Here is a 22,052-nt window from a genome sequence, read left to right as displayed (position 1 = left end):
AAGGGCGGCGCTTCACGCTGCGCCCGCCCTACAAATTCATTACATCGCGCGTGACTACAGCGCGGCGCGAATGCGCGCGGCCAGTGCTTCGAGCTGCGAAATGTCGGCCATTTCGCGCGCGTGCGGGCGCAGTTCTTCTCCGGCGCGGCGCGGGATCACGTGAAAGTGCACGTGCGGCACGGTCTGCCCGGCGGCGGCGCCGTTGAACTGCGCGATCAAGAGACCTTCCGGTGCGAGCACCTTGCGCACCGCGGCCGCCATCTTCTGCACCGTCGCCATGGCGGCGGCGCCTGCTTCGGGCGAGAGATCGTAGATGAGCTCGGCGCCTTCCTTCGGCAGCACGAGCAGATGGCCTTCGGACTGCGGCATGACGTCCATGATGGCGAGCGTCGCGTCGTCCTCATACACCTTGATGCAGGGGGCTTCGCCGCGCAGGATGCGCGCGAAGATGTTTTTGTCGTCGTAGGCCATGGTGAGTGTCTCCGGCTTGGGCGCTGCGGACGCGCGAACGCCGTACGTTTCTAAAGAGCTTTTGATTATGGCCTGCCTCGCCAGGCCTGTGCGGGTCCCTGCACGTTTTTTGAAGCAGGTGCATCATAGAGTTTCTCGCAGCGCGCGCGACGACGAATCGAAAGTCTTGATAGCAATCTCTTGCATGGCACCGGAGAAAGGCATTAAGGAGCCAACTCCGGCCAACACGGAGCACGTATGGCAACGACTGATCTCGAAGCAGCACACTCCGCCCGCGAAGCCACCGGTTCCGGGGCCTGGCGGTACGCAGCCCAGCTACTGGGCCGCGCGGACGTGAAGTTCAACGGCACCCGCCCCTGGGACATGCGCATTCATGACCCGCAGGTGCCTGAGCGTGTGCTGGCGTTAGGCAACCTGGGTCTCGGCGAGGCCTACATCGACGGCCAGTGGGACTGCGAGCAGCTCGACGAGTTCTTCGCCCATGTGTTGCGCGCGCATCTAGATGACCAGATCGATCCCGCCCGTCTCGTCTTTTACGCGCTCAGGGCGCGCCTCACGAATCGCCAGACCGTGCGCCGTGCATGGAAGGTGGGCCAGCAGCACTACGACATCGGCAACGAGTTCTACGAAGCGATGCTCGACAAGCGCATGGCCTATACGTGCGGCTACTGGTCGGGCGGCGCGAAGACGCTCGACGAAGCGCAGGAGGCCAAGCTCGATCTCATCTGCCGCAAGCTCGGGCTCAAGCCGGGCATGCGCCTGCTCGACATCGGCTGCGGCTGGGGCAGCCTCATGAAGTTCGCGGCCGAGCATTACGGCGTGTCGTGCGTGGGTGTGACGATCTCGAAGGAGCAGGCCGCGTTCGGCGCCGCGCGCTGCAAGGATCTGCCCGTCGAATTCCGCCTCCAGGACTATCGGCTGCTCGACGAGAAGTTCGACCGCATCGCGAGCGTGGGCATGTTCGAGCACGTGGGCCCGAAGAACTATCGCACCTACATGGAAGTCGCGCAGCGCTGCCTCGACGACGACGGCCTCTTCCTGCTGCATACCATCGGCAAGAACCGCCGCGACACCACGCCCGATCCGTGGATCGACAAATACATCTTCCCGAACGGCGAACTGCCGACCATCGGTCAGATCGCGGACGCCTCGGGCGGTCTCTTCGTCGCCGAAGACCTGCACAACTTCGGTGCCGACTATGACCGCACGCTGATGGCGTGGCACGCGAATTTCGAGGCCGCGTGGCCGCGTTTCAAGGCGCAGATGGGCGAGCGTTTCTATCGCATGTGGCGTTACTACCTGCTTTCGTGTGCAGGCGCATTCCGGGCGCGCGACATCCAGCTCTGGCAGTGGGTGTTTTCGAAGAACGGTACGCTGGGCGGGTATCAGCGTCCTGTGCCGGCCTGATCGGTGCGGCGGGCCATCACGCCCGACTGGCTGACTGACGATGCGGCCGCGTTTCGCGCAAAGCGAACGCGGCCGTTTTGTTTGGCTAGCTAGCTGCTTGGCCGTTTAGCGCAGCAGCGCCGAAACGGTCGCGATGCCGAGGATCGTCATGATGACCGAGGCGCATACGTGAATGGCGATCTCGCCCGCAGCCCAGCCAAAGCGGCCGTGCTGAAGATGCGAAACGACTTCGGCGGAGAAGGTCGAGAACGTCGAGAGGCCGCCCATCAACCCGGTGATGACGAACAGACGCCATTCGGCGGAAAGCTGCGGCATGCGCCCGAAGAACGCAACGGCGACGCCAATCACGTAACCCGCGATGATGTTCGACGCGAGCGTGCCGAGCGGCAGCTCCGGATAGACGGCATTCAGGCGCAGGCCGAGAACCCAGCGCAACAGCGAACCGAGCGCGCCGCCAACGCCTACGGCGAGAATGGACAGATACATGGTCTGGAGTGGTTGAGGGCGCAATGAAGGCCGGCGCGCCCCGCTGTACCCATTTGCGCAGGCAGGCGCCCGTTTGCGACCCCGGAGTGTAGCACCCGCCAGGACCGGCCGCGCGAGCGGCGTCAGACGATCCCGCCGTTCGCGCGCAGCACCTGGCCGTTGACCCAGCCGCCGTCCGGTCCCGCGAGAAACGACACGAGCCCCGCGATGTCCTCGGGTTCACCGAGGCGCTGCAACGGCGGCATGCTCGCGAAGTGCTTCACCTGTTCGTCGGTTTTGCCCTTGAGGAAAAGCTCGGTCGCCACCGGCCCCGGCGCGACCGCGTTCACGCAAATGGAGCGCCCGCGCAGCTCGCGCGCGAACACGCGCGTGATCGCTTCCACGGCGGCCTTGCTCGCCGTGTAGAGGCCGTAGCCTGGCAGGTTCATGGCGAGCGCCGAGGTCGAGAAGTTGATCACGCGGCCGCCGTCCGCGAGCTTCGTCGCCGCTTCGCGCAGCGTGTTGAGCGTGCCGCGCACGTTGATGTCGAAGGTCTCGTCGTAGAGCGCATCGGTCGATTCGGCGATCGTGATGGTCTTCATGATGCCGGCATTGTTCACGAGCACCGTGGGCTGGCCGAGTCGTTCGCGGGTGGTGTCGAAGAGCCGGCGCACCTCGTCGGCCTTCGCAATGTTGGCTTTTACGGCAATGGCGCGTCCGCCGGCCGCCTCGATCTTCGCGACGAGCGCCTCGGCCTCGGCGCTGCTCGACGCATAGTTGACGACGACGGCGTAGCCGTCGCGCGCGAGGCGCGCGGCGAGGGCGGCGCCGATGCCTCGCGAGGCGCCCGTGACGATGGCGACGCCGCGCGAAGGGGTGGATTGGGCGGATTGGGTGGATGCATTCATGACCGTGCTCCTTGCGTGTGAGGTGAGAACGGGGTCGATCATGAACGAAGCGGCGGCAGGAATCATTGCCTGCCGCCGGGTTTCATTATTCCATTTCGATTAACAATGATGCGGCAGGCGGTGAACGTTCGAAAACATCGCCGCCCGCCGCATCGATGCGGCGGGTAACGGAATCAGTACGCGATGCAGACGGATTTCGTCTCGGTGTACGCGTCGATGATCGCGCGGCCGTGCTCGCGGCCGATGCCCGACGCCTTGAAGCCGCCGAAGGGCAGCGCCGGGTCGACCATGTTGTGCGTATTGACCCACACGGTGCCCGCCTGCACGCCGTCCACCACGCGCAGCGCGCGGTCGAGCTGGTTGGTCCACACGCTCGCGCCAAGTCCGTACTCCGAATCATTGGCCGCCGCGATTGCTTCCTCCACGTCGTCGTAAGGCATGGCCACGAGCACCGGGCCGAACACTTCCTCGCGCACGATGGTCAGCGGCTTGTTGTCGGCGTTCGATATCACGGTGGGCTCGACGAAGTAGCCGGGGCGATTGCCGTCGCCGCCACCCGCAACGATATCGCCGCCTTGCGCGCGGCCTTGGGCGATCATGCCCGCGACCTTGGCGCGATGGCGCGCGGAAACGAGCGGGCCCATCTGCGTGGCGGCGTCGAAGCCCGAGCCGAGCACGGTCGAGCGCGCGAGCGCGGCAATGCCCTCGACGATCTCCGCGTAACGCGCGCGCGGCACATACAGGCGCGAGCCGGCCGTGCACACCTGGCCATGGTTGAAGAAGATCGCGCCCGCCGCGCCTTCGATCGCCCGGCGCGGGTCGCAGTCGTCCAGCACGATCACGGGGCTCTTGCCGCCCAGTTCGAGCGACACGCGCTTGAGATCGCTCGCGCATTGTTTGCCGATGATGCGGCCTACTTCGGTCGAACCCGTGAAGGTGACCTTGTCCACCTGGGGATGGCGCACGAGCGCCGCGCCCGCAGTTTCGCCCTGGCCGGTGACGACGTTGAACACGCCCGGCGGAAAGCCCGCTTCGTGTGCGAGCTCGGCGAGGCGAATGGCCGTGAGCGGCGTTTCTTCGGCGGGTTTGAGCACGACGGTGCAGCCGCACGCGAGCGCGGGTGCGATTTTCCAGACGGCCATCAGCAGCGGAAAATTCCACGGCACGATGGCGGCGACCACGCCTGCGGGCACGCGGCGCGTCGAGGCGTTGTAACGCACGCCGGGCGGGAAGGCCAGCGAGAGATCCACGGTGCTGCCTTCGATCTTGGTCGCCCAGCCCGCCATATAACGCAGCCATTGCACGCTGCCGCCCACTTCGAGCATCTTCGAAAAGCCGAGCAGCTTGCCCTGGTTGAGCGTTTCGAGCGCGGCGAGCTCGTCGCCGTGCTGCTCGACCAGGTCGGCGAGCTTGAGCAGCAGGCGCTCGCGCGCGGCGGGCGGCAGGCGGCGCCACGAGTCGGCTTCGAAGGCGCGGCGCGCGGCGTGAACGGCCGCATCGATATCGGCGTCGCTCGCGTCGGCCACCTGGGCGATCTCGGCGCCCGTGGCGGGGTTGAATACGGCGAACGTGCGGCCGTCGCCGCTTTCGCTAAAACGTCCGTCGACGAACATTTGCGTGCGGATCGTGTGCGTGAAGTCCTGGCGGTCCATACCGTCTCCTGGTTTCGGTGAGAGTTTCCGTAGTAATGCGAACGGTTTTGTGTTTGCTTCAGCGAAGGTCGAGTGCGCCGCCCGCAGCGAGCGCGGGCGCAGCGGAGTAGAGCGTGCGTGCCGTCGTCGCGCGCGGCATGGCGAGTGCGAACGCGCACGCAAGATTGAGTGCGCCGCCAAGCAGGAACAGCGCATAAAAGCCCGCGCCGAAGCCCCATGACGTCGTGGCGAGCGCCGCGCCGGCGACCATGCCCGCGTGATGTGCCAGACCGGGGCAGCCCGCTCCCGAGGCGCGCGCGGCGCGGCCTGCGCGCATGAGCGTGGGCAGCGTGAGAAAGTCGATCAGCGCGAATGCGGGCGCGGCGAGCGCGATCCATGGCGCGAGCGCGTTCAGCGTGAGCGCCGCGAGCAGCACGCCGCGCAGCACGAAGAGGGCGAGCAGCGCGCGCCCGTGGCCGACGCGCTCCGCGAGCCAGCCTGCGAACGTCACGACGGCAAGCGAGACCGCGACTTGCGTTACCGAGGCCGCGCTTGCGCCGCAGAGCGCGAAGAACTGGAAACGCGCGAGCATGCCGCTGGACAGCCCGGCGAGCAGCGCGGGCGCGATCAGCACCGCGCCACTGCGCCACGCAGGCGCCGCGAGGCGTGCGCCAGCGCGTGCCACGGTGTGCGTATGCGCCGGTCGCGGCGTCGCCACGCGCCGTGAGCGCCGCGAACGCCACCAGAGCGCCGCGAGCAGGGCGACGCCACAGAGCACGAGCGGTGCCGCACCCGCCGCCGTGCCCGTGCGCGCCCAGGCCGCCGCGGCGCTCATCGCCGCCATCGTGAGAACGAGTGCGCTTGCCACCGGCACCGTGGCGTGCTGGCCAAAGGACCGTACCAGCGCCGCGGGAACGAGCGCCATCGCCAGCAAGGCGAGCGTGCTGGCCGCGTAGGCCGCAAGCGCGCCGCCCGCCTGCATGGCCGCGAGCATGACGCCCGCGGCGAGTGCACAGGCGCTGCCCGTGACCGCGCTCCACAACGCGAGCGCGCGCAGCGCATTCATGACGGCAGGGTGGCGCCCGCGCAACGTCATCGCGTGCTCACGGCTTGCTGTGGCAGCACGATTGCGCTTCGGGCGCGGGTGCGCCGTCCTGCACGCTGTGCGGATCGCGCCCGCCCGGCAGGTCCATCGCCGGGTTGCCGTAGAAGAAGTTATTGGGCTTGAGCATGAAGCCCGCATACTCCACCGGCATCACCGGGAAATCCTCGGGCTTGCACACGTGCGTGTGGCCAAAGCTGTGCCACAGCACGATGTCCTCGTTCTCCACGTTGCGGTTCGCCTCGATATAGCGCGGCAGGCCGTCGCCGCCCGCGTGCTGGTTCGGGCAGTCGCCGCTCGCGTAGCGCTGCGTCGTGTCGTACGGCGTGACCCACACGTGGCGCGTGGCGAAACCGCCGCGCTGGCGCACTTTCGAGTTCGGATCGGCGAGCATGAGCGGCGAGTCGTTGATGATGAGCTTGTAGCCCGGATTCGCGCCCACGCGATTCTTCACATTCGGGTTCACGACCTTCCAGAAGCGCCCCGTCTGGCCGTTGGCGTTGCGCGCCGCTTCCTGCTCGGTCTTGAGCACCCGCTTCGTCGTGTCGAACACGTTGCCGTACGGGTTCTCCGGGCCCATGGGGCGCGGCACGAACTCGTGCTCGGTCACGGAGTTCTTCTCGCCGTCCACCATCATGTGCAGACGCGCGTTGAAGAAGTGCTGATGCGTCGGGCCGCCCAGGTTCTCGGTCACCATGCCGCCCCACGGGTAGGTGTCGCCGTCGGCCACCGCCGACGTCTGGATGATGCCCGTGAGCTTGCACTCGAGCTGGATCGTGCCGTCCTGATAGAAGTACCAGTAGAAGCCGTAGTCGTAATTGCCCACGGTCGCGAAGAACGAGATCACGAGGCGGCGCGAGCGGCGCATTTCGAACACGCCGGTGCGGAATTCGTAGTGCTTCCAGAGCGTGCCGTAGTCCTCTTCGTGCAGGCACACGGCGTTCTTCATGACGAAGCCGTTGCCGAAGTCGTCGGCGCTCGGAATGTCGAAATAGCGGATCGTGCCCAGGCAGTCGCAACCCAGTTCCAACTGGTTCGCAAGCTTGCCGAGGCCGTACTCGCCCGCATCGAACGCGCTTTTCCAGTAGTGGTTCGTGGTCGGGTCCGAGTAGGGCACGCACATCTCGGTCACGCTCGCCCGGTAGACGATGGGGCGCGGTGCGCTCTTGCCGTCGTCCCAGGTGATCTGGTGCAGCACGAGCCCTTCACGGGGCGTAAAGCCCACGCGGAATTTCCAGTTCTGCCAACTAACCTGCCAGCCGTCGATCGTGAAGCTCGGGCCTTCGGGCTGGCTGATCGACAGCGGCTTGACCGTGCTGCGCGGCTCGCCGAGGCTCGGCGTGTCGTAGTTGTGCTTCGCGCGCGGAATGGGAATGATGCGGCCGTCGTCGACGAGTTCGATCACTTTTTGCGCGAGCAGGTCCACCACGGCCACCACGCCTTCGATCGGGTGCGCATAACCGTTGTCGGTCACGGACTCGCGGTAGTAGCTCACGCAGCGCACGAGGCGGCGGCCGTTTTCGTTCGGCCGGTCGAAGGCGCCTGCCGAGAACGGATCGACCTGCACGCGTGCGAGATCGTCTTCGCTCAGCCCGCGCTTCTTGATGGCTTCGCGCCATGCGGCGTCTTCCTTCACGATGCGCTCCGCATTCATGAAGTCCTCGATCATCACGGGCGGCTGGCCATACGGCGCGCTTTGCAGCGCGAGTGCCTTGCGCGATTCCACCTTTTTCTCGCGCAGGTCCACGACGAATTCGATCGTCTGGTTGCGCGTGCGGTCGATCGCAATGACGAAGGCGCGCCGCGAATAATAATCGCCCGGCTTGTAGGCGACGACTTCGGCCTTGGGCGGCTCCATCAATTCGGTGACGGGGAAGCGCCCGTATTCATCGAGCTGCTCGGCGGCTTTCACGATGTCACAGGCGAGCTGCATTTCGGCGATGCTGAGCAGGTCGAGCGGATGCGCATTCGGATTCGTGTTCATAAGCATTTCGTAAGGATGACGTTGGGCGCAACATCGCGTGAGACGGTATGAAGAAAGCGGGGAAAACCGTGGCCGCCTCTTGCGATGTCGATGGCCAAATCGTAGAAACGCCGTATTTTTTTCGCGCTTGCAAAGCGCGCCAAAGGGGCGATAGAGTGCGCCAGAGACGATCGACGGTTAAGGCCGTCATCGCAAACAGGCCCTAATGGAGCGAGACATGAAAAGAGTGCCTGTCAATAGCGGTTTCCCCATGATTCGCGGCGCCGTGATGGGCCCCATCATGCGTGCGCTCGACGCCGCTGATGCGGACTGCGATGCATTGCTGGCCGAGTTCGGGCTGAGCCGCCGGCAGCTTTCCAATCCTTATGAAATCGTGGCGCTCGGGCGCTACGTCGGTGCGTTCGAACGCGCGGCGAACGTGCTCGACGAACCGTATCTCGGCCTGCGCCTCGGCTCGGAGTTGCAACTCACCGAATTGGGGCCGGCCGGACTCGTGTTCATGTCGTCGCCTACGCTCGGTTCCGCAATCCGCAAGTTCACCGACGCGCTCGGCTCCTGGCAGAGCGGGACGGCGGTCGATCTCGTGCGCGACAACGAGTGGCCGATGTGGAGCTATCGCATCGCGCATACGCACATCTGGCCGCGCCGCCAGGACGCCGAATACAGCGTCTCGGCGATGTGCCACATGATCCGCCTCGTGCGCGGCGCGGCGTGGGCGCCCGTGGAGGTGCATTTCGAGCACGCGGCGCCCGCCGACCTCAAGCCCTATATGCGCGTGTTTCGCGTGCCGGTGCGCTTCCAGCAACCGGCGAGCGGCGTGGTCCTGCATCCGCTGGATCTCGACGCCCCGCTCAAGAGCGCCGACGTGCAGATGGCGCGCATGATGGAACGTCACGCTACCGACCTCATTTCGCGCGATACGCTCCCACACTCGCTCGTCGACCAGGTGCGCGATCTCGTCACGCGCCGGCTCGCGCGCGAGAAGCTGGTGGTCGCAGATATCGCCCGCGATCTCGGGCTATCCGACCGCTCGTTGCAGCGTCACCTCGGCGAGGCGGGCACCTCGGTGCGGCAGATCATTCGCGAGGAGCGCGAGCGCAGCGTGGCCGTGCTGCGCGAGCAGGACGGCATGACCAACGCGGCCGTGGCGCGCGCCGTGGGTTACGCCGACGCCACGGTGCTGTGGCGCGCCACGCGCAATTGGGGCCGCACGGGTGTGAAGCGAACGCGCTAGCTAAAAACGCGTTGAAAGCTGATTGATATGAAACGGTAAGTCTGTTGGCTGAACAAAGCACGTATTTCCCGTTCACGCATTTGATCAGGATGCCGAAAGTAATAACGACCGTTTGACGGCATTCAGTGAAAACCCGCTCCCGGCCTGGCGCAATTTATCGAAAATTTGGCGCGTTGCGCCAGGTCGGCAAATTTATTAGCTGCCTAACATGCGCTCAAATCGAATCGGGAAATTCGATACGTCGAGCGCCACAGGCACGCGATTGTTCATCGTGTCGCATGGCGAATCCAGGACAGACACCAACAGAGGCAACGATGAACGAACCGTATTCTCCCACTCACCTGGCCGCCGGCGCTCCCGCAGCGCAGCCGGCAGGCGAGTCCGCAGTGGCGTCGAACCGAAGCCTCCTCGGGCTTTGGCAGATCGTCTTTCTCGTCATCTCGGCGGCCGCGCCGCTCACCGGCATGCTGGGCGCCGTGCCGCCCGCCATCAGCCTCGGCAACGGCGCGGGCATTCCGGGTGCGTTCGTGCTGGCGGGCGCCGTGCTGCTCGTGTTCAGCGTCGGCTTCGCTTCGATGAGCCGTCACATCGTGCGTGCAGGCGCGTTCTATGCGTACATCACCGCGGGCTTCGGGCGTCCCGCCGGCATGGCCGGCGCGCTCGTCGCGCTGCTCTCGTACACGAGCATCCAGATCGCGCTGTATGGCCTGTTCGGCTTCTTCTGCACCGTGGTGCTCGGGCCGCTCGTGCATGCCGCCGTGCCCTGGTATGTGTGGTCGTTTGCGTGCCTCGTGATCGTGCAGTTCACGGGCCTGCGCGGCATCGACCTGAACAGCCGCCTGCTCGGCGTGCTCATGTGTCTCGAACTCGGCATCCTGCTGCTGCTGAGCCTTGCGATCGTGATTCACCACGGCGGCCCGGACGGCCTCACGCTCGCGCCGTTCGCGCCGCGTCATGTGTTCAGCGGCCATCTGGGTATCGCCGCGATGTTCGCGCTCGCGTCCTTCATCGGCTTCGAGGCCACGGCGATCTACGGCAAGGAGTGCCGCGACCCGAAGGTCACGGTGCCGCGCGCCACCTACGTGTCGGTCACGCTCATTCTCGTGTTCTTTGCGTTTGTCACGTGGGCCATCGTTTGCGCCTATGGCATCGACAACGTCACGGAAGTGGCGACGAAGCAACCCGGCGACTTCTGGTTCATCCAGTCGACGAAGTACCTGGGCGGCGCTATGACCACGACCATGAGCTTCCTGCTGCTCTCCAGCATTTTCGCGAGCCTGCTGTCGTTCCACAACACGATCGTGCGCTACATCCACGCACTCTCGGGCGAGGGCATCCTGCCGGCCGTGCTGGACCGTCTGCACCCGAAGTACGGTTCGCCGTATCTCGCGAGCTATCTGCAAACGCTCTCGGTGGCCGTGCCGCTCGGCGTGTTCGTGGCCGCGAACAGCGATCCGTTCAATATCGTGTTCAGCTGCACCTCGGCGCTCGGCACCATCGGTATCGTCATGTTGCAAGCGCTCACGAGCTTTTCGGTGGTGGCCTTCTTCCGCGCCACGAAAAAGGACACGCGGCTCTGGCATGCGCTGCTCGCACCGGTGCTGGGCGGCTTCGGTCTGCTTGCGATCGGCATCGTGCTGATCGGCAATCTCGACGCGCTCTCGGGCTCCGATAGCCCCGTCGTGCGCTCGTTCCCCTGGATCGTGCTCGCCGTGGCGTTGTTCGGCGTGGCGATCGCCTTCGTGCTCAAGCGCTCGCGTCCGGATATCTACGCGCGATTCGGCCAGTAGCGCGGCCAGTAGCGCGGCCAGTAGCTCGGCCAGTAGCGTCGCGCTTCACACCGCGCACACGCTTCACGCGCCTCACGCAGTTCCCGCAAGACCCTGATCGGGCGGCGCGCACCTGGCGCGCCGCGCTCCGGTCGCGCGCGCGACGAGCTTCGCGGCGCGGCCCATCTCTCTTCGAACAAGACAACGATATGGCAACGCAATTCGTCAAGCGCACGGCGCTGGCGCTGGCTTCGTGCGCCCTTGCGACTGGCGCGCACGCACAATCTTCGGTCACGCTCTACGGTACGATGGACGTGGGCCTCGTCTACACGAACAACCAGCAGGTCACGCATGCCGACGGCAGCACGAGTGGCCACGCGAACTGGCAACTGGGCGGCGGCAATCTCGTGCCTTCGCGCTGGGGCCTCACGGGCAGCGAGGACATCGGCGACGGCACCACGGTCAATTTCACGCTGGAAAACAGCTTCTTTTCGCAGAACGGCGCGCTGCTGCAAGGCGGCACGCTCTTTAACCGCAACGCCTGGGTGGGCGTGGCGAACACCCGCTTCGGCACGCTCACGCTCGGGCGCCAGTACGACCCGTTCTCGGACGACCTCGGCGCCTATGCGTCGAGCAACAACTGGGCGACGCTCTACGGCTCGCATTTCGGCGACGTGGACAACCTCAACGAAGCGTTCAACTTCAACAATTCGGTCAAGTACGTGAGTCCGAGCTTTGGCGGCTTCACGATCGGTGGCCTGTTCAGCTTTGGCGGCGTGGCGGGGAACTTCTCGCAAAATCGCGGCTGGTCGGTGGCGGCGAACTATGCGAACGGGCCGCTTTCGCTTTCGGCGGGCTACCTGGAATTGCGCAATCCATTGCAGGCGGCGCTCGGCGGGGAGAGCGGCTATATCGGCGACTTCAGTTGCAGCAATCCATCTGCATCGTACTGCGAACTACAGAACGCGCAGCGCGTGAATATCTTCGGCGCGGGCGGCTCGTACGCGTTCGGCAAGGTGTCGGTCGCGCTCAGCTATACGCACACGCGCCTTTCGCATAGCCTGTATTTCGCCGATGCGGCGCGGCCGCAAGGCGCGGACATCTCCTTTGACATCGCCGAGCTGAACACGTCGTGGCAATACTCGCCGGCGCTGCAATTCGGTTTCGCCTATATCTTCAACGACGCGCATCCGGACGGCGCATCGTCCACGCGGCTGCATCAGATCAACCTGGGCGCCGTATACAGCCTCTCCAAGCGCACGGCGGTCTATGCGGTGGCGATCGGGCAGAAGTCGTCGGGAGCGGGGCTCGGCATCGATCCGGCGAACGGCGCGACGCAGAACCTCGCGCAGATTCCGAACCTCGTGAACTCGGACAGCGACAAGCAAATCGCGGTGATCGCGGGCATCCGCCATAACTTCTGAGCCAATGGGCGCGCCAGGGCAGGGGGCATGACGCAGCGCGGCAAGACCTGTGCGACCTGAGCTGTACACGCTGGCGGAGCGCTTGCGCCGTTCGGCAGTAGAATGTTCAGGTCCGCTTTTCGCGTGAGCCCGAGCATGAAAGTCGCTCTCTTCGTCCCCTGCTTCATCGACGCGTTCTACCCCGAAGTCGGGATCGCGACGCTCGAACTGCTGGAGCGCTTCGGCTGTGAGGTCGACTATCCGCTCGAGCAGACCTGCTGCGGCCAGCCCATGGCCAACAGCGGCGCGCAGGCCGAGGCGGCCGGCGCGGAGCGCGTGTACGCGCGCGCGTTCGCGGGCTATGACTATGTCGTCGGGCCTTCCGCGAGCTGCGTGAATCACGTGCGCGATCACTTCAACGCGATCGAGCAGACCGACGAAGTGCGCAAGGTTCGCGAGAGCACGTACGAGCTGGTCGAATTCCTCCACGATGTGCTCGGCGCGCGCGATTTCCCGTGGGCCGAGTTCCCCTGGCGAGTCGGTCTGCACAACAGTTGCAGCGCGCTGCGCCATCTGCACGAAGCATCCATTTCCGAGGTGGCCGGTCCGGCCTTTTCGAAGCCGCTTGCGCTGCTCGAACACGTGAAGGGCATCGAGTTCGTGAAGCCCGCGCGACCCGACGAATGCTGTGGCTTTGGCGGCACGTTCGCGGTGACCGAGGAAGCGGTTTCGGTGCGCATGGGCCAGGACAAGGTCGTCGATCACGTGAGCGCGGGCGCGCAGTACATCGTTTCTGCGGACATGTCCTGCCTCATGCACCAGCAGGGCTGCGCCGAACGGATGAACGCGGAGATCCGCTTCATCCACATCGCGCAGGTTCTCAACGGAGCGCGCGAATGAAGCGCATCGAACACGCCAGGCTCGCCGGAGCGTTTCTCTCGCGGCCCGAGCACGTGGCCTTCCACGACAAACGGCTCTGGGACCTGCGCACGAAGCGCGATGCGCAGGCTCACGCGATTCCCGAATGGGAAACGCTGCGCACGCTCGCCTCGCAGATCAAGGCGCACACGCTCTCGCATCTCGCCGACTATCTCGACCAGTTCACGCGCACGGCGGCGGCCAACGGCGTGCAGGTGCATTTCGCCGATACGGCCGAGGAGCACAACGAAACCGTCTACCGCATTCTGAGCGAGCGCGGCATGACGGCGCTCGTGAAGAGCAAGTCGATGCTCACCGACGAGTGCGAGATGCGCCCGTACCTGGAGTCGCGCGGCATCTCGGTCATGGAGACGGATCTCGGCGAGCGCATCCAGCAACTCGACCGGCAGCCGCCCAGCCATATCGTCGTGCCCGCCGTTCACAAGCTGCGCGACGACGTCGCCGAAGTGTTCGGCCGCACCATCGGCACCGACCCGCACAACAACGACATTCACTATCTGGCCGAAAGCCAGCGCATGAATACGCGGCCCTGGTTCGTGCGCGAGAAAACAGCGGGCATGACCGGCTGCAACTTCGCGGTGGCCGAAACGGGCACCGTGGTCGTGTGCACCAACGAAGGCAACGCGGACCTCTCCGCGAACGTGCCGCCGCTGCATATCGTGTCGATGGGCATCGAGAAGCTGATACCGCGCCTGTCCGACCTCGGCGTGTTCATCCGCATGCTCTCGCGCAGCGCGCTCGGCTCGCCCATCACGCAATACACCTCGCATTTCCGCGCGCCGCGCCCGGGCGCGGAGATGCACTTCGTGCTCGTCGACAACGGGCGCAGCGCGCGCCTGGCCATGCCGGAGTTCTGGTACTCGCTCAAATGCATCCGCTGCGGCGCGTGCATGAACACCTGCCCCGTGTACCGCCGCAGCGGCGGCCTTTCGTACGGCAGCACCTATGCGGGGCCCATCGGCGCGATCATCAATCCCACTTTCGATCTCAAGCGCTTCAGTGCGCTGCCGTTCGCCTCGACGCTCAACGGCAGTTGCACGAACGTCTGCCCGGTGAAGATCAACATTCACGAGCAGATTTATCAGTGGCGCCAGGTGATCGCGGCGCAGCACGAGTTGCCGTTCGTGAAACAGGAAGTGCTGAAGATGGCCGGGCGATTGCTCGGCAGTCCGACGCTTTATCGCGGCGCCGTCTCGTCGCTCGAAGGCGCGTTGCGGCGCCTGCCCAACTTCATGCTCTATAACCCGCTCAATATCTGGGGCAAGCAGCGCGAGCTGCCGCACGTGCCGCGCACGACGTTCCACGCGTGGTACCGGAAGAACCGCAAGGGAGGCGGCAATGGCGGATCGTGAAGCCTTTCTCGCGCGTGTGCGCGCCGCGCAGCCCGCGCATGAACCGTTGCCGGAAGTGCCGCTTTTCGAAGCGCCGCCGGGCGACCTGCGCGAGCGCTTTTGTGCGGCGCTCAAGCTGATGGGCGGCGGCGAGGTGGAGGTGCGCGCAGCGGACGACGTGCGCGCGCTCATCTTGCGGCGCTTCGGCAGCGAGGCGCGCATCGCCTCGGCCACACCCGAGGTGCAGGGCACGCGCGACTTCAACGCGGCCACGAAGCCGGCTTCGCTCGAAGACGTCGACGTGGGCGTGGTGCGCGCACGCTTCGGCGTGGCGGAAACGGGTTCGGTGTGGCTCAGCGAGCGCGAGTACGTGGTGAACGCGCTCGGCTATATCGTGCAGCATCTCGTGGTGCTGCTCGATCCCGCGCGTCTGGTGGCGGGGTTGCAGGACGCCTACCGGCGCGAGGATTTTCGCGGCGCGCGCTATGCGGCGCTCGTCACGGGCCCCTCGGCTACGGCCGACATCGAGGGCGTGCTGATCCAGGGCGCACAAGGGGTGAGATCGTTGACGGTGGTCTGGTTGCCGCCATCGTGACGGCGGCGCGCGACACACAATGGTCATCCACGTCCTTCTCCTGAGCGGTTTTCTGCTGGCGAGCATCGCGCTCGTTCAGGCGGTGAGCCTGCGCTGGTCGATTTCCGAATCGGTCCTCCTCGCCGCGTGGGGCTTCACGCTCGGCGGCGTTTATCTCGTGAGCGGCGAGGCCTGGCCCGCGCTCGCCGAAAGCTTCGTGACCCCGGCGCTCGCGCCGCGGCTGCCGCCCGAAGCGTACCTGTGGATCTTCCTGCCGCCGCTGCTCTTTCAGGCCGCGCTCAGCGTGAACGTGCGCGAGATGCTGGGCGACGCCGCGCCCATCCTGCTGCTCGCGGTGGTGGCCGTGTTCGTCGCGACCGGCATGGTGGGCGGCGCGATCCGGCTCACGGGCCTCGGGCCGCTCGCCGACGGCCTCTTGCTCGGCGCGATGATCGCGACGACCGATCCCTCCGCCGTGCTCGCCGTGTTCCGCGAAGTGGGCGCGCCCGAGCGCCTCGTGCGCCTCGTCGAAGGGGAGAGCCTGCTCAACGACGCCGCGGCCATCGCCATTGCGAGCGTGCTGATCGCCGCCATCACTGGCGACGCCGCTAATGTCTCGGCCACGGCCGCGCTGCGCTCGCTCGGCATCGCACTGGGCGGCGGCCTCCTGGTCGGCGCGCTCGCGGGCCGCGCGTTTGCGTGGCTCATTCCGTTGCTGGGCGGCGAGGGCAAGGCCGAAATATCGCTGAGCTTCGCGCTGCCGTATCCGCTTTATCTGTTCGCCGATCAGATGCTGCATGTCTCGGGCGTGGTGTCCGTGGTCGCCGCCGGGCTTGTGATCAGCGGGCTGGGCCGCACGCGTCTGTCGCCGTTGAACTGGCAGCATCTGCAACTGATCTGGGAACAGATCGCGGCCATGGCGGGCGCGGCCATCTTTTTGCTGGCCGCCATGCAGATTCCCGCCACGCTGCGCGACGCGCACTGGGTCGATCTCATCGCGCTCGCCGTGGTGGTGGTCGCGGCGCTCGCCGCACGCCTCGTCGTGGTGTTCGGCATGTTGCCGCTGCTGAGCCGCTTGCGCCTCACTGAGCCCGTGAGCGCCGCCTACAAGCTCGTGATCGCGTGGGGCGGGTTGCGCGGGGCGGTCACGCTCGTGCTCGCGCTCGGCCTGGCACAAGACACGGCGCTGCCCGAGTCCACGCGCCGCTTCGTCGCGATTCTCGCGACCGGCTTCGTGCTGGTGAGCCTGATCGTCAACGGCACGTCGCTCAAGCTGCTGATCCGGCGGTTGCATCTCGATCTGCTCTCGCCCCAGGAGCAGGCGCTGCAACAGAAGGCGGTGCAGCTATCGGCAATCGGCGTGTCCGCGCGCGTGCACATGGCCGCGCGCACGTTCCATATTCCCGAGGCGATCGCCGACCAGGCGTGCAGCACCTACCGCCATAGCATCGACATCGGCGCGACGGCGTTCGATATCGAAGCGGCGCTCACCGAGCGCGAACGGCTCGTGATCGGCCTCGTCACGCTCTCGGCCAAGGAGCGCGACATGATTCCGCAGTATGGCAGCGGGATCATCACGATCCGCAATCTCGATGCGATGATGCGCAACACCGACGCCATGGTCGAAGAGGCGCGCACGGGCGGACGCATCGGCTATCAGCGGGCGGCGGCGAAGATCCTCGCGGATACGCCGGGCATGCGCGTCGCGCGCTTTCTGTACCGCTGGCTGCGCATCCGGCAACCGTACGGCGATGCGCTGGCCGATCGCTTCGAACTCCTGATGTGTCGCCGCGTGGTGCTGCATCAGCTGATCGTGTTCAACGACACGAGCCTCACGCCGCTGCTGGGCGAGCGGCTCGCCCACCTGCTCAAGGCGATCCTCAAGGCCCGTATCGAGGCGGCCGAGCGGGGCCTGGAGGAAGTGCGCGAGTGCTTTGGCCGCGCCGCCGACGTGCTGGAGCGCCGCATGCTGTTGCTCTACGCGCTGCGCGAAGGGCGCGAGCGCGTGGCGGCGATGTACGAGGACCGGTCGATTTCGAAGGAAATCTACGACGCGATTCGCCGCGAGCTGGACGTGGCGTGGAAGCTCGCGGTGCCGAGGGCGCATCCGGACATCGTGCCGAGCGAAACCGACTCCCATGCGATTCACGAGCGCATCGATGCGGCGATCGCGCGCGGCGCGCAAAACGCCACGCACGATGCAGCTAAGGACGCAACTGAGGACGCAACTGCGGACGCCGCAAACGACGCCCCGGCGGATGCCGCGAAAGCCGCCGGAAGCGATGCCCCGCAATACGCCACGTCGCCGGAGGAGAGCGCTGCCGAAGCGGCGGAGCGGAGATCGTCGTCATGACGGAGATCGAGTCGGCCGTGCTCGTGTTCGTGCTGCTGCTCGGGGGCACGGGGCTCGGCCTGCTGTTGCGGCCGCTGCTGCCCGAGGAGCATCGCAAGCACGAAACGGTGCAGCTCGTGCAACTCGTCATCGGCATGCTCGTGACGTTCGCGGCGCTCGTGCTGAGCTTGCTCACCGCGTCGGCGAAATCGAGCTTCGACACGGCCACCAACGACATGCGCGCCTACGCCGCCAACCTCATCCAGCTCGATCAGCGCCTGCGCGATTACGGCCCCGATGCGTCCGCGGCGCGCACCTTGCTGCGCGCCTATACGGCCAGCGCGATCGCCTCGACCTGGACGCAGGAAAAGCCGCCGGCCGGCAACTACTATCCGCACGACCCGGCCGGGAACAACGACGAACTCGAAAGCCGCCCGCTCGGGGCGCTGCTCGACGCGGTGGGGCACGAGATCGACACGCTCGCGCCGCACGACGCCTACCATCAGGCGCTCGCGGGCACGCTGCCGCAGTTGTTCGGCCGCGTGACGGACACGCGCTGGCGGCTTATCGAGGAAGCGCACGGCACGATCTCGCGGCCGTTCTTCACGATGCTGGCGCTATGGCTGGTCCTGATCTTTCTGAGCTTTGGTCTTGTCGCGCCGCATAATGCGCTGGCGATCGTACTGATCCTGCTCGGCGCTGTGTCGATCTCCTCGGCTGTCTATGTGATCGCCGATCTCGACACGCCCTTCACGGGGCAACTGGTGGTGCCGAGCGACTCGATGCGCGACGCGCTCGCGCACATGAGCGCTCCGGCAGCCTGAGGCGCCCGGAGCGCCCACCGTGCTTGCGCCGGTCGCGCGTGCGTTGCGCTAGACTCGCGCGACGTGACGCGTACAGGAAAGGAGATTCGCAATGTTGCGCAAGACGCTCAATGCTTCGCGCCTGCAAGAGGAGGTGCACCGGCGGCTGCACCGCTTGCAGGAAGTGCTCGAAGACGGTGTGAAGATCGGCGTCCCGCGCCCGCAGTCGCAGGCGCCCGATCGCACCGGCAGCAACTGGACGATGCAGCACTTCGGCAACGCCGCCGGTTTCGAGGCGAGCATCGCGCGCGTGCTCGCCCAGGTGCAGGCCGAATACAACCTCGCGCAAGCGCCGGACGAGGCGGAGCCGCCGCAGCCGCAGCCCGACGCGGCTCAAGAGGCGGGCGATCCTTTCGGCGGCACGACGCGCGCCGCCGCGCGCAATCCGTTCGGCGAGGCGAAGGCCGCGCCCGCGGCCAGCCCCTTCGACGACTCGACACCCAAGGGCAAGTCGAATCCCTTTGACGACGCAAAGCCCGGCGATGACAATGCGCAGCCGCAGCGGGGCAAGCGCGGGCCGAACCCCTTCGGGGACGATTGAAGCGCGCGTCGCGTGCAGATCGGCGCGGCCCCCGTTCCCGCCTCAGCGGATCAGCTCTCTTCCGCCGCGGGCTTGCTGCGGGCGCGGCGCGTCCGCGTTTTCTTCGCGGCGGGTTCGGCCGCAGGCGCGGCCGGGGCTGCTGCCACGGCTTCGTCCGCAGACGCGACCTGGGTTGCGTCGTCTTTCTTCGCTGCCTTCTTGCGTGCGGGGCTCTTGCGTGCCGCCGTCTTGCGCGCTCGCCTCGGGGCGGCTTGCGCTTCGGCTGGCGCTTCCGGCTCGGCCTCGACGCTCAGGGGCGCGTGTGCGCCGTGCGTGTCATGCGCTTCGTACCTGTCGTGCGCTTCGTACGTCTCGTGCGGTGCATGCACCGGCTCGCCAGCGCTAAACGGCTCGGCGGAGAAGGGCAGCGACGCTTCGTCATGCGGCCACGCATGCGCTTCAGCGGCTTCGAACGGAATTTCGCCCTGTGCCTCGACGCTCACCTCGAACGTGGCTTCACGCGTGTCCTGAGCCGATGAGCCGCCACGGCCGTTGCGGCGGCCCTTGCGCTTCGAGCGCGATTCCTCGTTACGCGGCGGTGGGTTCTCCTGCGCGGCCGGCGCCGGAGCGGAGAGCGCGAGCGGCGGCGGATTCAGTCGCGACACCCACGTTCCCGACTTGTCGTCGCGGCCCACTTCGAGCAGGCCGCGCGACTGCGCTTCTTCTAGCAGATTGCCAAAGGCGCGAAAGCCATAGCGCGTTTCGTTGAAGTCGGGCCGGCGGCGCTTGATGGCGCTCTTGAGCACCGAGGCCCAGATCTTGCCGCTTTCGCCGCGCTCCAGCACGAGCGCGTCGAGCGTCTCGATCGCGAACGCCACGGCCTTGGACTTGCGCTCGTCGCCTTCCTGCTTCGGCTGGCGATCCTCGCCGCCCTGGCGCTTCGCGCCCGCGTCGCCCTTGGCCTTGCCTTTGCCTTGCGCCTGCTGTTCGCGTCCGAGTTCGCGCCCGAGCTCGCGCACCAGGTCGTCATAGAAGATGAATTCGTCGCAGTTGGCGACGAGCAGGTCGGAAGTGGAGTGCTTCACGCCCACGCCAATCACCTTCTTGGCGTTCTCGCGCAGCTTCGAGACGAGCGGCGAGAAGTCGGAGTCGCCGCTCACGATCACGAAGGTGTCCACGTGCGACTTGGTATAGCAGAGGTCGAGCGCGTCCACGACGAGGCGGATATCGGCCGAGTTCTTGCCCGACTGGCGCACGTGCGGAATTTCGATCAGCTCGAAGCTCGCTTCGTGCATCGCGGCCTTGAAGCCCTTGTAGCGCTCCCAGTCGCAATAGGCCTTCTTCACGACGATGCTGCCCTTGAGCAAGAGCCGCTCCAGCACGGGCTTGATATCGAAGCGGTCGATCTTCGCGTCGCGCACGCCGAGTGCGACGTTCTCGAAGTCGCAGAACACCGCCATGCTGATGTTTTCCTGGGGGGAGGCCATGTGATTCGTTCGTTCCATCTACAGTTCGAACTCACATGATAGCGGGTTGCACCGGGCAGGTCAGGAAACCCAGCTCGGGGCGTCCCGCGCCACGGGCGATTTCGTTGTGTGCGCAAGCATGGTTCTTTCGAACGATTTTCGAACGTACGGTCACAAAACCCGCCTGTTTTCACGCAAGCGTCACAAACGATTCGTAAGCTTGCGCGGCCCTGGCATTTCGCATCGCCCGGGTACCAATAAGCCGCGAGCGCTGCAAGGGCGCCAAAGCGGCAAGCAACCGCAAATAAACCAAAAACGACTCGACACACAGAGGACTCTCCCATGGCTGTTCGCTTCAGAGGCAAGGCCGGCGCACGCTTTTCCGCGCTGTTCGGTGCCGTTTTCGCTGCGCTTTTCGTCGCGTTCTTCGTGAGCGCGTGCGGCTCGTCGGACAAGTCGGCATCGACGGCCGGCACCATGCAGCAAATCAAGCACGTCTTTATCATCACGCTCGAAAACGAGAACTACACGACGACGTTCGGCGCGAGCACCAAGGCACCGTACCTCGCGACGACGCTTGCCGGGCAGGGCGCGCTCGTGCAGCAGTATTTCGGCACGGGGCACGTGAGCCTCGACAACTACATCTCGATGATCAGCGGCCAGGCGCCCACGCTGCAAACCGACAACGACTGCACGACCTATGAGGATTTCAGCCTCACGGGCATGACCTCGGACGGCCAGGCGATCGGTACGGGCTGCGTCTATCCGGCGAGCGTGAAAACGATTGCGGACCAGCTCACGGCGGCCAAGCTCACGTGGAAGGGCTATGAAGGCGACATGGGCAACGATCCGGCGCGCGAGGCGGCGACCTGCGGGCACCCGACGCTGAACACGACCGACCTGACGAACACGCAGGAAGCGCCGAACGCGACGACGCCGGCCGGCGACTCGTACGCCACGCGCCACAACCCGTTCATGTACTTCCACTCGATCATCGACTCGCCCGACTGCGAGAAGAACGTCGTGAACCTGAACCAGCTCACGACCGACCTGCAACAGGTGTCGACCACGGCGAACTTCAACCTCATCACGCCGAGCACCTGCGACGACGGCCACGACGCGCCGTGCGCGAACGGCGCGACGGGCGGCCTCGTTTCGGCCGATGCGTTCCTCCAGAAGTGGGTGCCCATCATCACGGCTTCGCCGGCGTTCAAGCAGGACGGCCTGCTCATCATCAACTTCGACGAGAGCAGCTACGCCTCCGTGTCGATGCCGAACACGACCGAGGTGGACTTCACGTTCGCGGGCGAGACCTGTTGCAGCCAGCAGCCGGGCCCGAACCTCGGCACTTTCCCGCAAAGCGCGAAGATGGGCACGGTGCCCGCCGCGTACCTCTCGGCGCTGGGCGTGAGCGCAACGGGCCTCTCGGGCAACATCGACCTCGTGCTGAACAAGCAAAGCTACGGCGGCGACCGCACGGGCGCGGTGATGATCTCGAAGTTCATCAAGCCGGGCACGGTCTCGACGGTGCAGTACAACCACTATTCGATGCTCAAGAGCATCGAGGACATCTTCGGTCTTGGCTATCTCGGCTACGCGGGGCAGGCCGGGCTGGTCGGCTTCGGCAAGGACATCTTCACGAGTCTCTAAGCC

The 22,052-nt window shown here is 66.0% G+C and carries 17 protein-coding genes and 1 pseudogene; 11 read left to right on the top strand and 7 right to left on the bottom strand.

Going from position 1 to position 22,052, the window contains the following annotated elements:
- Positions 1 to 54 precede the first annotated feature (54 nt).
- Positions 55 to 471 carry an HIT family protein gene (locus C7402_RS44700; protein WP_112177138.1) on the bottom strand — a complete coding sequence of 139 codons (417 nt, stop codon included), beginning with the start codon at positions 469 to 471 and terminating at the stop codon, positions 55 to 57.
- 237 nt (positions 472 to 708) lie between these two features.
- Here C7402_RS44700 and cfa point away from each other — a divergent pair, with 237 nt between their 5' ends.
- Positions 709 to 1,878, top strand: coding sequence for a cyclopropane fatty acyl phospholipid synthase (gene cfa / locus C7402_RS44695; RefSeq protein ID WP_116615108.1), 1,170 nt, complete (start codon positions 709 to 711; stop codon positions 1,876 to 1,878).
- Positions 1,879 to 1,983: 105 nt separating this feature from the next.
- On the opposite strand, the gene crcB is transcribed toward cfa, so the two are convergent.
- The 5 genes from crcB to C7402_RS44670 all read right to left on the bottom strand — a co-directional run bounded on the left by crcB (position 1,984) and on the right by C7402_RS44670 (position 7,968).
- Positions 1,984 to 2,364, bottom strand: a complete 381-nt coding sequence (gene crcB, locus C7402_RS44690; RefSeq protein WP_112177140.1) for a fluoride efflux transporter CrcB — start codon at positions 2,362 to 2,364, stop codon at positions 1,984 to 1,986.
- A gap of 122 nt (positions 2,365 to 2,486) precedes the next feature.
- Positions 2,487 to 3,251 carry an SDR family oxidoreductase gene (locus tag C7402_RS44685; protein ID WP_112177181.1) on the bottom strand — a complete coding sequence of 255 codons (765 nt, stop codon included), beginning with the start codon at positions 3,249 to 3,251 and terminating at the stop codon, positions 2,487 to 2,489.
- A gap of 173 nt (positions 3,252 to 3,424) precedes the next feature.
- A complete protein-coding gene (gene styD, locus C7402_RS44680; protein WP_116615107.1) occupies positions 3,425 to 4,903 on the bottom strand; it encodes a phenylacetaldehyde dehydrogenase StyD in 1,479 nt (492 codons plus the stop codon).
- A 58-nt stretch (positions 4,904 to 4,961) separates the two neighbouring features.
- Positions 4,962 to 5,978, bottom strand: coding sequence for a hypothetical protein (locus C7402_RS44675; RefSeq protein ID WP_116615106.1), 1,017 nt, complete (start codon positions 5,976 to 5,978; stop codon positions 4,962 to 4,964).
- Positions 5,979 to 5,985: 7 nt separating this feature from the next.
- Entirely contained in the window at positions 5,986 to 7,968 is a 1,983-nt protein-coding gene (locus C7402_RS44670; RefSeq protein ID WP_116615105.1) for a primary-amine oxidase, read from the bottom strand.
- A 217-nt stretch (positions 7,969 to 8,185) separates the two neighbouring features.
- Here C7402_RS44670 and C7402_RS44665 point away from each other — a divergent pair, with 217 nt between their 5' ends.
- The 9 genes and pseudogenes from C7402_RS44665 to C7402_RS44625 all read left to right on the top strand — a co-directional run.
- Positions 8,186 to 9,202 carry an AraC family transcriptional regulator gene (locus C7402_RS44665; RefSeq protein WP_112177144.1) on the top strand — a complete coding sequence of 339 codons (1,017 nt, stop codon included), beginning with the start codon at positions 8,186 to 8,188 and terminating at the stop codon, positions 9,200 to 9,202.
- 386 nt (positions 9,203 to 9,588) lie between these two features.
- On the top strand, positions 9,589 to 10,992 hold the full coding sequence (locus C7402_RS44660; RefSeq protein ID WP_244315100.1) for an APC family permease: 1,404 nt from the start codon (positions 9,589 to 9,591) through the stop codon (positions 10,990 to 10,992).
- Positions 10,993 to 11,180: 188 nt separating this feature from the next.
- Positions 11,181 to 12,395, top strand: a complete 1,215-nt coding sequence (locus tag C7402_RS44655) for a porin (RefSeq protein WP_116615103.1) — start codon at positions 11,181 to 11,183, stop codon at positions 12,393 to 12,395.
- A 135-nt stretch (positions 12,396 to 12,530) separates the two neighbouring features.
- Positions 12,531 to 13,274 carry a (Fe-S)-binding protein gene (locus tag C7402_RS44650; RefSeq protein WP_112177147.1) on the top strand — a complete coding sequence of 248 codons (744 nt, stop codon included), beginning with the start codon at positions 12,531 to 12,533 and terminating at the stop codon, positions 13,272 to 13,274.
- Positions 13,271 to 14,665, top strand: a complete 1,395-nt coding sequence (locus C7402_RS44645; protein WP_112177148.1) for a lactate utilization protein B — start codon at positions 13,271 to 13,273, stop codon at positions 14,663 to 14,665. Before C7402_RS44650 ends, C7402_RS44645 begins: the two co-directional genes overlap by 4 nt.
- Positions 14,652 to 15,239, top strand: coding sequence for a LutC/YkgG family protein (locus C7402_RS44640; protein WP_112177149.1), 588 nt, complete (start codon positions 14,652 to 14,654; stop codon positions 15,237 to 15,239). The genes C7402_RS44645 and C7402_RS44640 overlap by 14 nt, the downstream gene beginning before the upstream one ends.
- A 19-nt stretch (positions 15,240 to 15,258) precedes the next feature.
- Positions 15,259 to 17,571, top strand: a complete 2,313-nt coding sequence (locus tag C7402_RS44635; RefSeq protein ID WP_116615102.1) for a cation:proton antiporter — start codon at positions 15,259 to 15,261, stop codon at positions 17,569 to 17,571.
- Entirely contained in the window at positions 17,568 to 18,374 is an 807-nt protein-coding gene (locus C7402_RS44630; RefSeq protein ID WP_112177151.1) for a bestrophin-like domain, read from the top strand. The genes C7402_RS44635 and C7402_RS44630 overlap by 4 nt, the downstream gene beginning before the upstream one ends.
- Positions 18,375 to 18,465: 91 nt before the next feature.
- A pseudogene (locus tag C7402_RS44625) lies at positions 18,466 to 18,702 on the top strand (hypothetical protein); the annotation flags it as partial.
- A 302-nt stretch (positions 18,703 to 19,004) separates the two neighbouring features.
- On the opposite strand, the gene C7402_RS44620 reads toward C7402_RS44625, so the two are convergent.
- The gene (locus C7402_RS44620; protein ID WP_116615101.1) at positions 19,005 to 20,420 is read right to left on the bottom strand and encodes an NYN domain-containing protein; all 1,416 of its coding nucleotides are present in this window, start codon (positions 20,418 to 20,420) and stop codon (positions 19,005 to 19,007) included.
- A 321-nt stretch (positions 20,421 to 20,741) separates the two neighbouring features.
- Between C7402_RS44620 and C7402_RS44615 the strand changes: the two genes are divergently transcribed.
- Positions 20,742 to 22,049, top strand: a complete 1,308-nt coding sequence (locus tag C7402_RS44615) for an alkaline phosphatase family protein (protein ID WP_112177153.1) — start codon at positions 20,742 to 20,744, stop codon at positions 22,047 to 22,049.
- Positions 22,050 to 22,052 lie beyond the last annotated feature (3 nt).

The sequence above is a fragment of the Paraburkholderia unamae genome (assembly GCF_003096875.1).
Lineage (GTDB): Bacteria > Pseudomonadota > Gammaproteobacteria > Burkholderiales > Burkholderiaceae > Paraburkholderia > Paraburkholderia unamae.
Note: the sequence above shows the minus strand (reverse complement) of the source record. Positions and strands in the feature narration are given on the sequence as shown.

Coding starts and splice junctions, on each gene's coding strand:
- C7402_RS44675 (WP_116615106.1), bottom strand. CDS start 5,978: ATGACGTTGCGCGGGCGCCACCCTGCCGTCATGAATGCGCTGCGCGCG.
- C7402_RS44700 (WP_112177138.1), bottom strand. CDS start 471: ATGGCCTACGACGACAAAAACATCTTCGCGCGCATCCTGCGCGGCGAA.
- crcB (WP_112177140.1), bottom strand. CDS start 2,364: ATGTATCTGTCCATTCTCGCCGTAGGCGTTGGCGGCGCGCTCGGTTCG.
- C7402_RS44670 (WP_116615105.1), bottom strand. CDS start 7,968: ATGAACACGAATCCGAATGCGCATCCGCTCGACCTGCTCAGCATCGCC.
- C7402_RS44630 (WP_112177151.1), top strand. CDS start 17,568: ATGACGGAGATCGAGTCGGCCGTGCTCGTGTTCGTGCTGCTGCTCGGG.
- C7402_RS44650 (WP_112177147.1), top strand. CDS start 12,531: ATGAAAGTCGCTCTCTTCGTCCCCTGCTTCATCGACGCGTTCTACCCC.
- styD (WP_116615107.1), bottom strand. CDS start 4,903: ATGGACCGCCAGGACTTCACGCACACGATCCGCACGCAAATGTTCGTC.
- C7402_RS44655 (WP_116615103.1), top strand. CDS start 11,181: ATGGCAACGCAATTCGTCAAGCGCACGGCGCTGGCGCTGGCTTCGTGC.
- C7402_RS44665 (WP_112177144.1), top strand. CDS start 8,186: ATGAAAAGAGTGCCTGTCAATAGCGGTTTCCCCATGATTCGCGGCGCC.
- C7402_RS44645 (WP_112177148.1), top strand. CDS start 13,271: ATGAAGCGCATCGAACACGCCAGGCTCGCCGGAGCGTTTCTCTCGCGG.
- C7402_RS44615 (WP_112177153.1), top strand. CDS start 20,742: ATGGCTGTTCGCTTCAGAGGCAAGGCCGGCGCACGCTTTTCCGCGCTG.
- C7402_RS44620 (WP_116615101.1), bottom strand. CDS start 20,420: ATGGCCTCCCCCCAGGAAAACATCAGCATGGCGGTGTTCTGCGACTTC.
- C7402_RS44635 (WP_116615102.1), top strand. CDS start 15,259: ATGGTCATCCACGTCCTTCTCCTGAGCGGTTTTCTGCTGGCGAGCATC.
- C7402_RS44685 (WP_112177181.1), bottom strand. CDS start 3,251: ATGAATGCATCCACCCAATCCGCCCAATCCACCCCTTCGCGCGGCGTC.
- C7402_RS44640 (WP_112177149.1), top strand. CDS start 14,652: ATGGCGGATCGTGAAGCCTTTCTCGCGCGTGTGCGCGCCGCGCAGCCC.
- cfa (WP_116615108.1), top strand. CDS start 709: ATGGCAACGACTGATCTCGAAGCAGCACACTCCGCCCGCGAAGCCACC.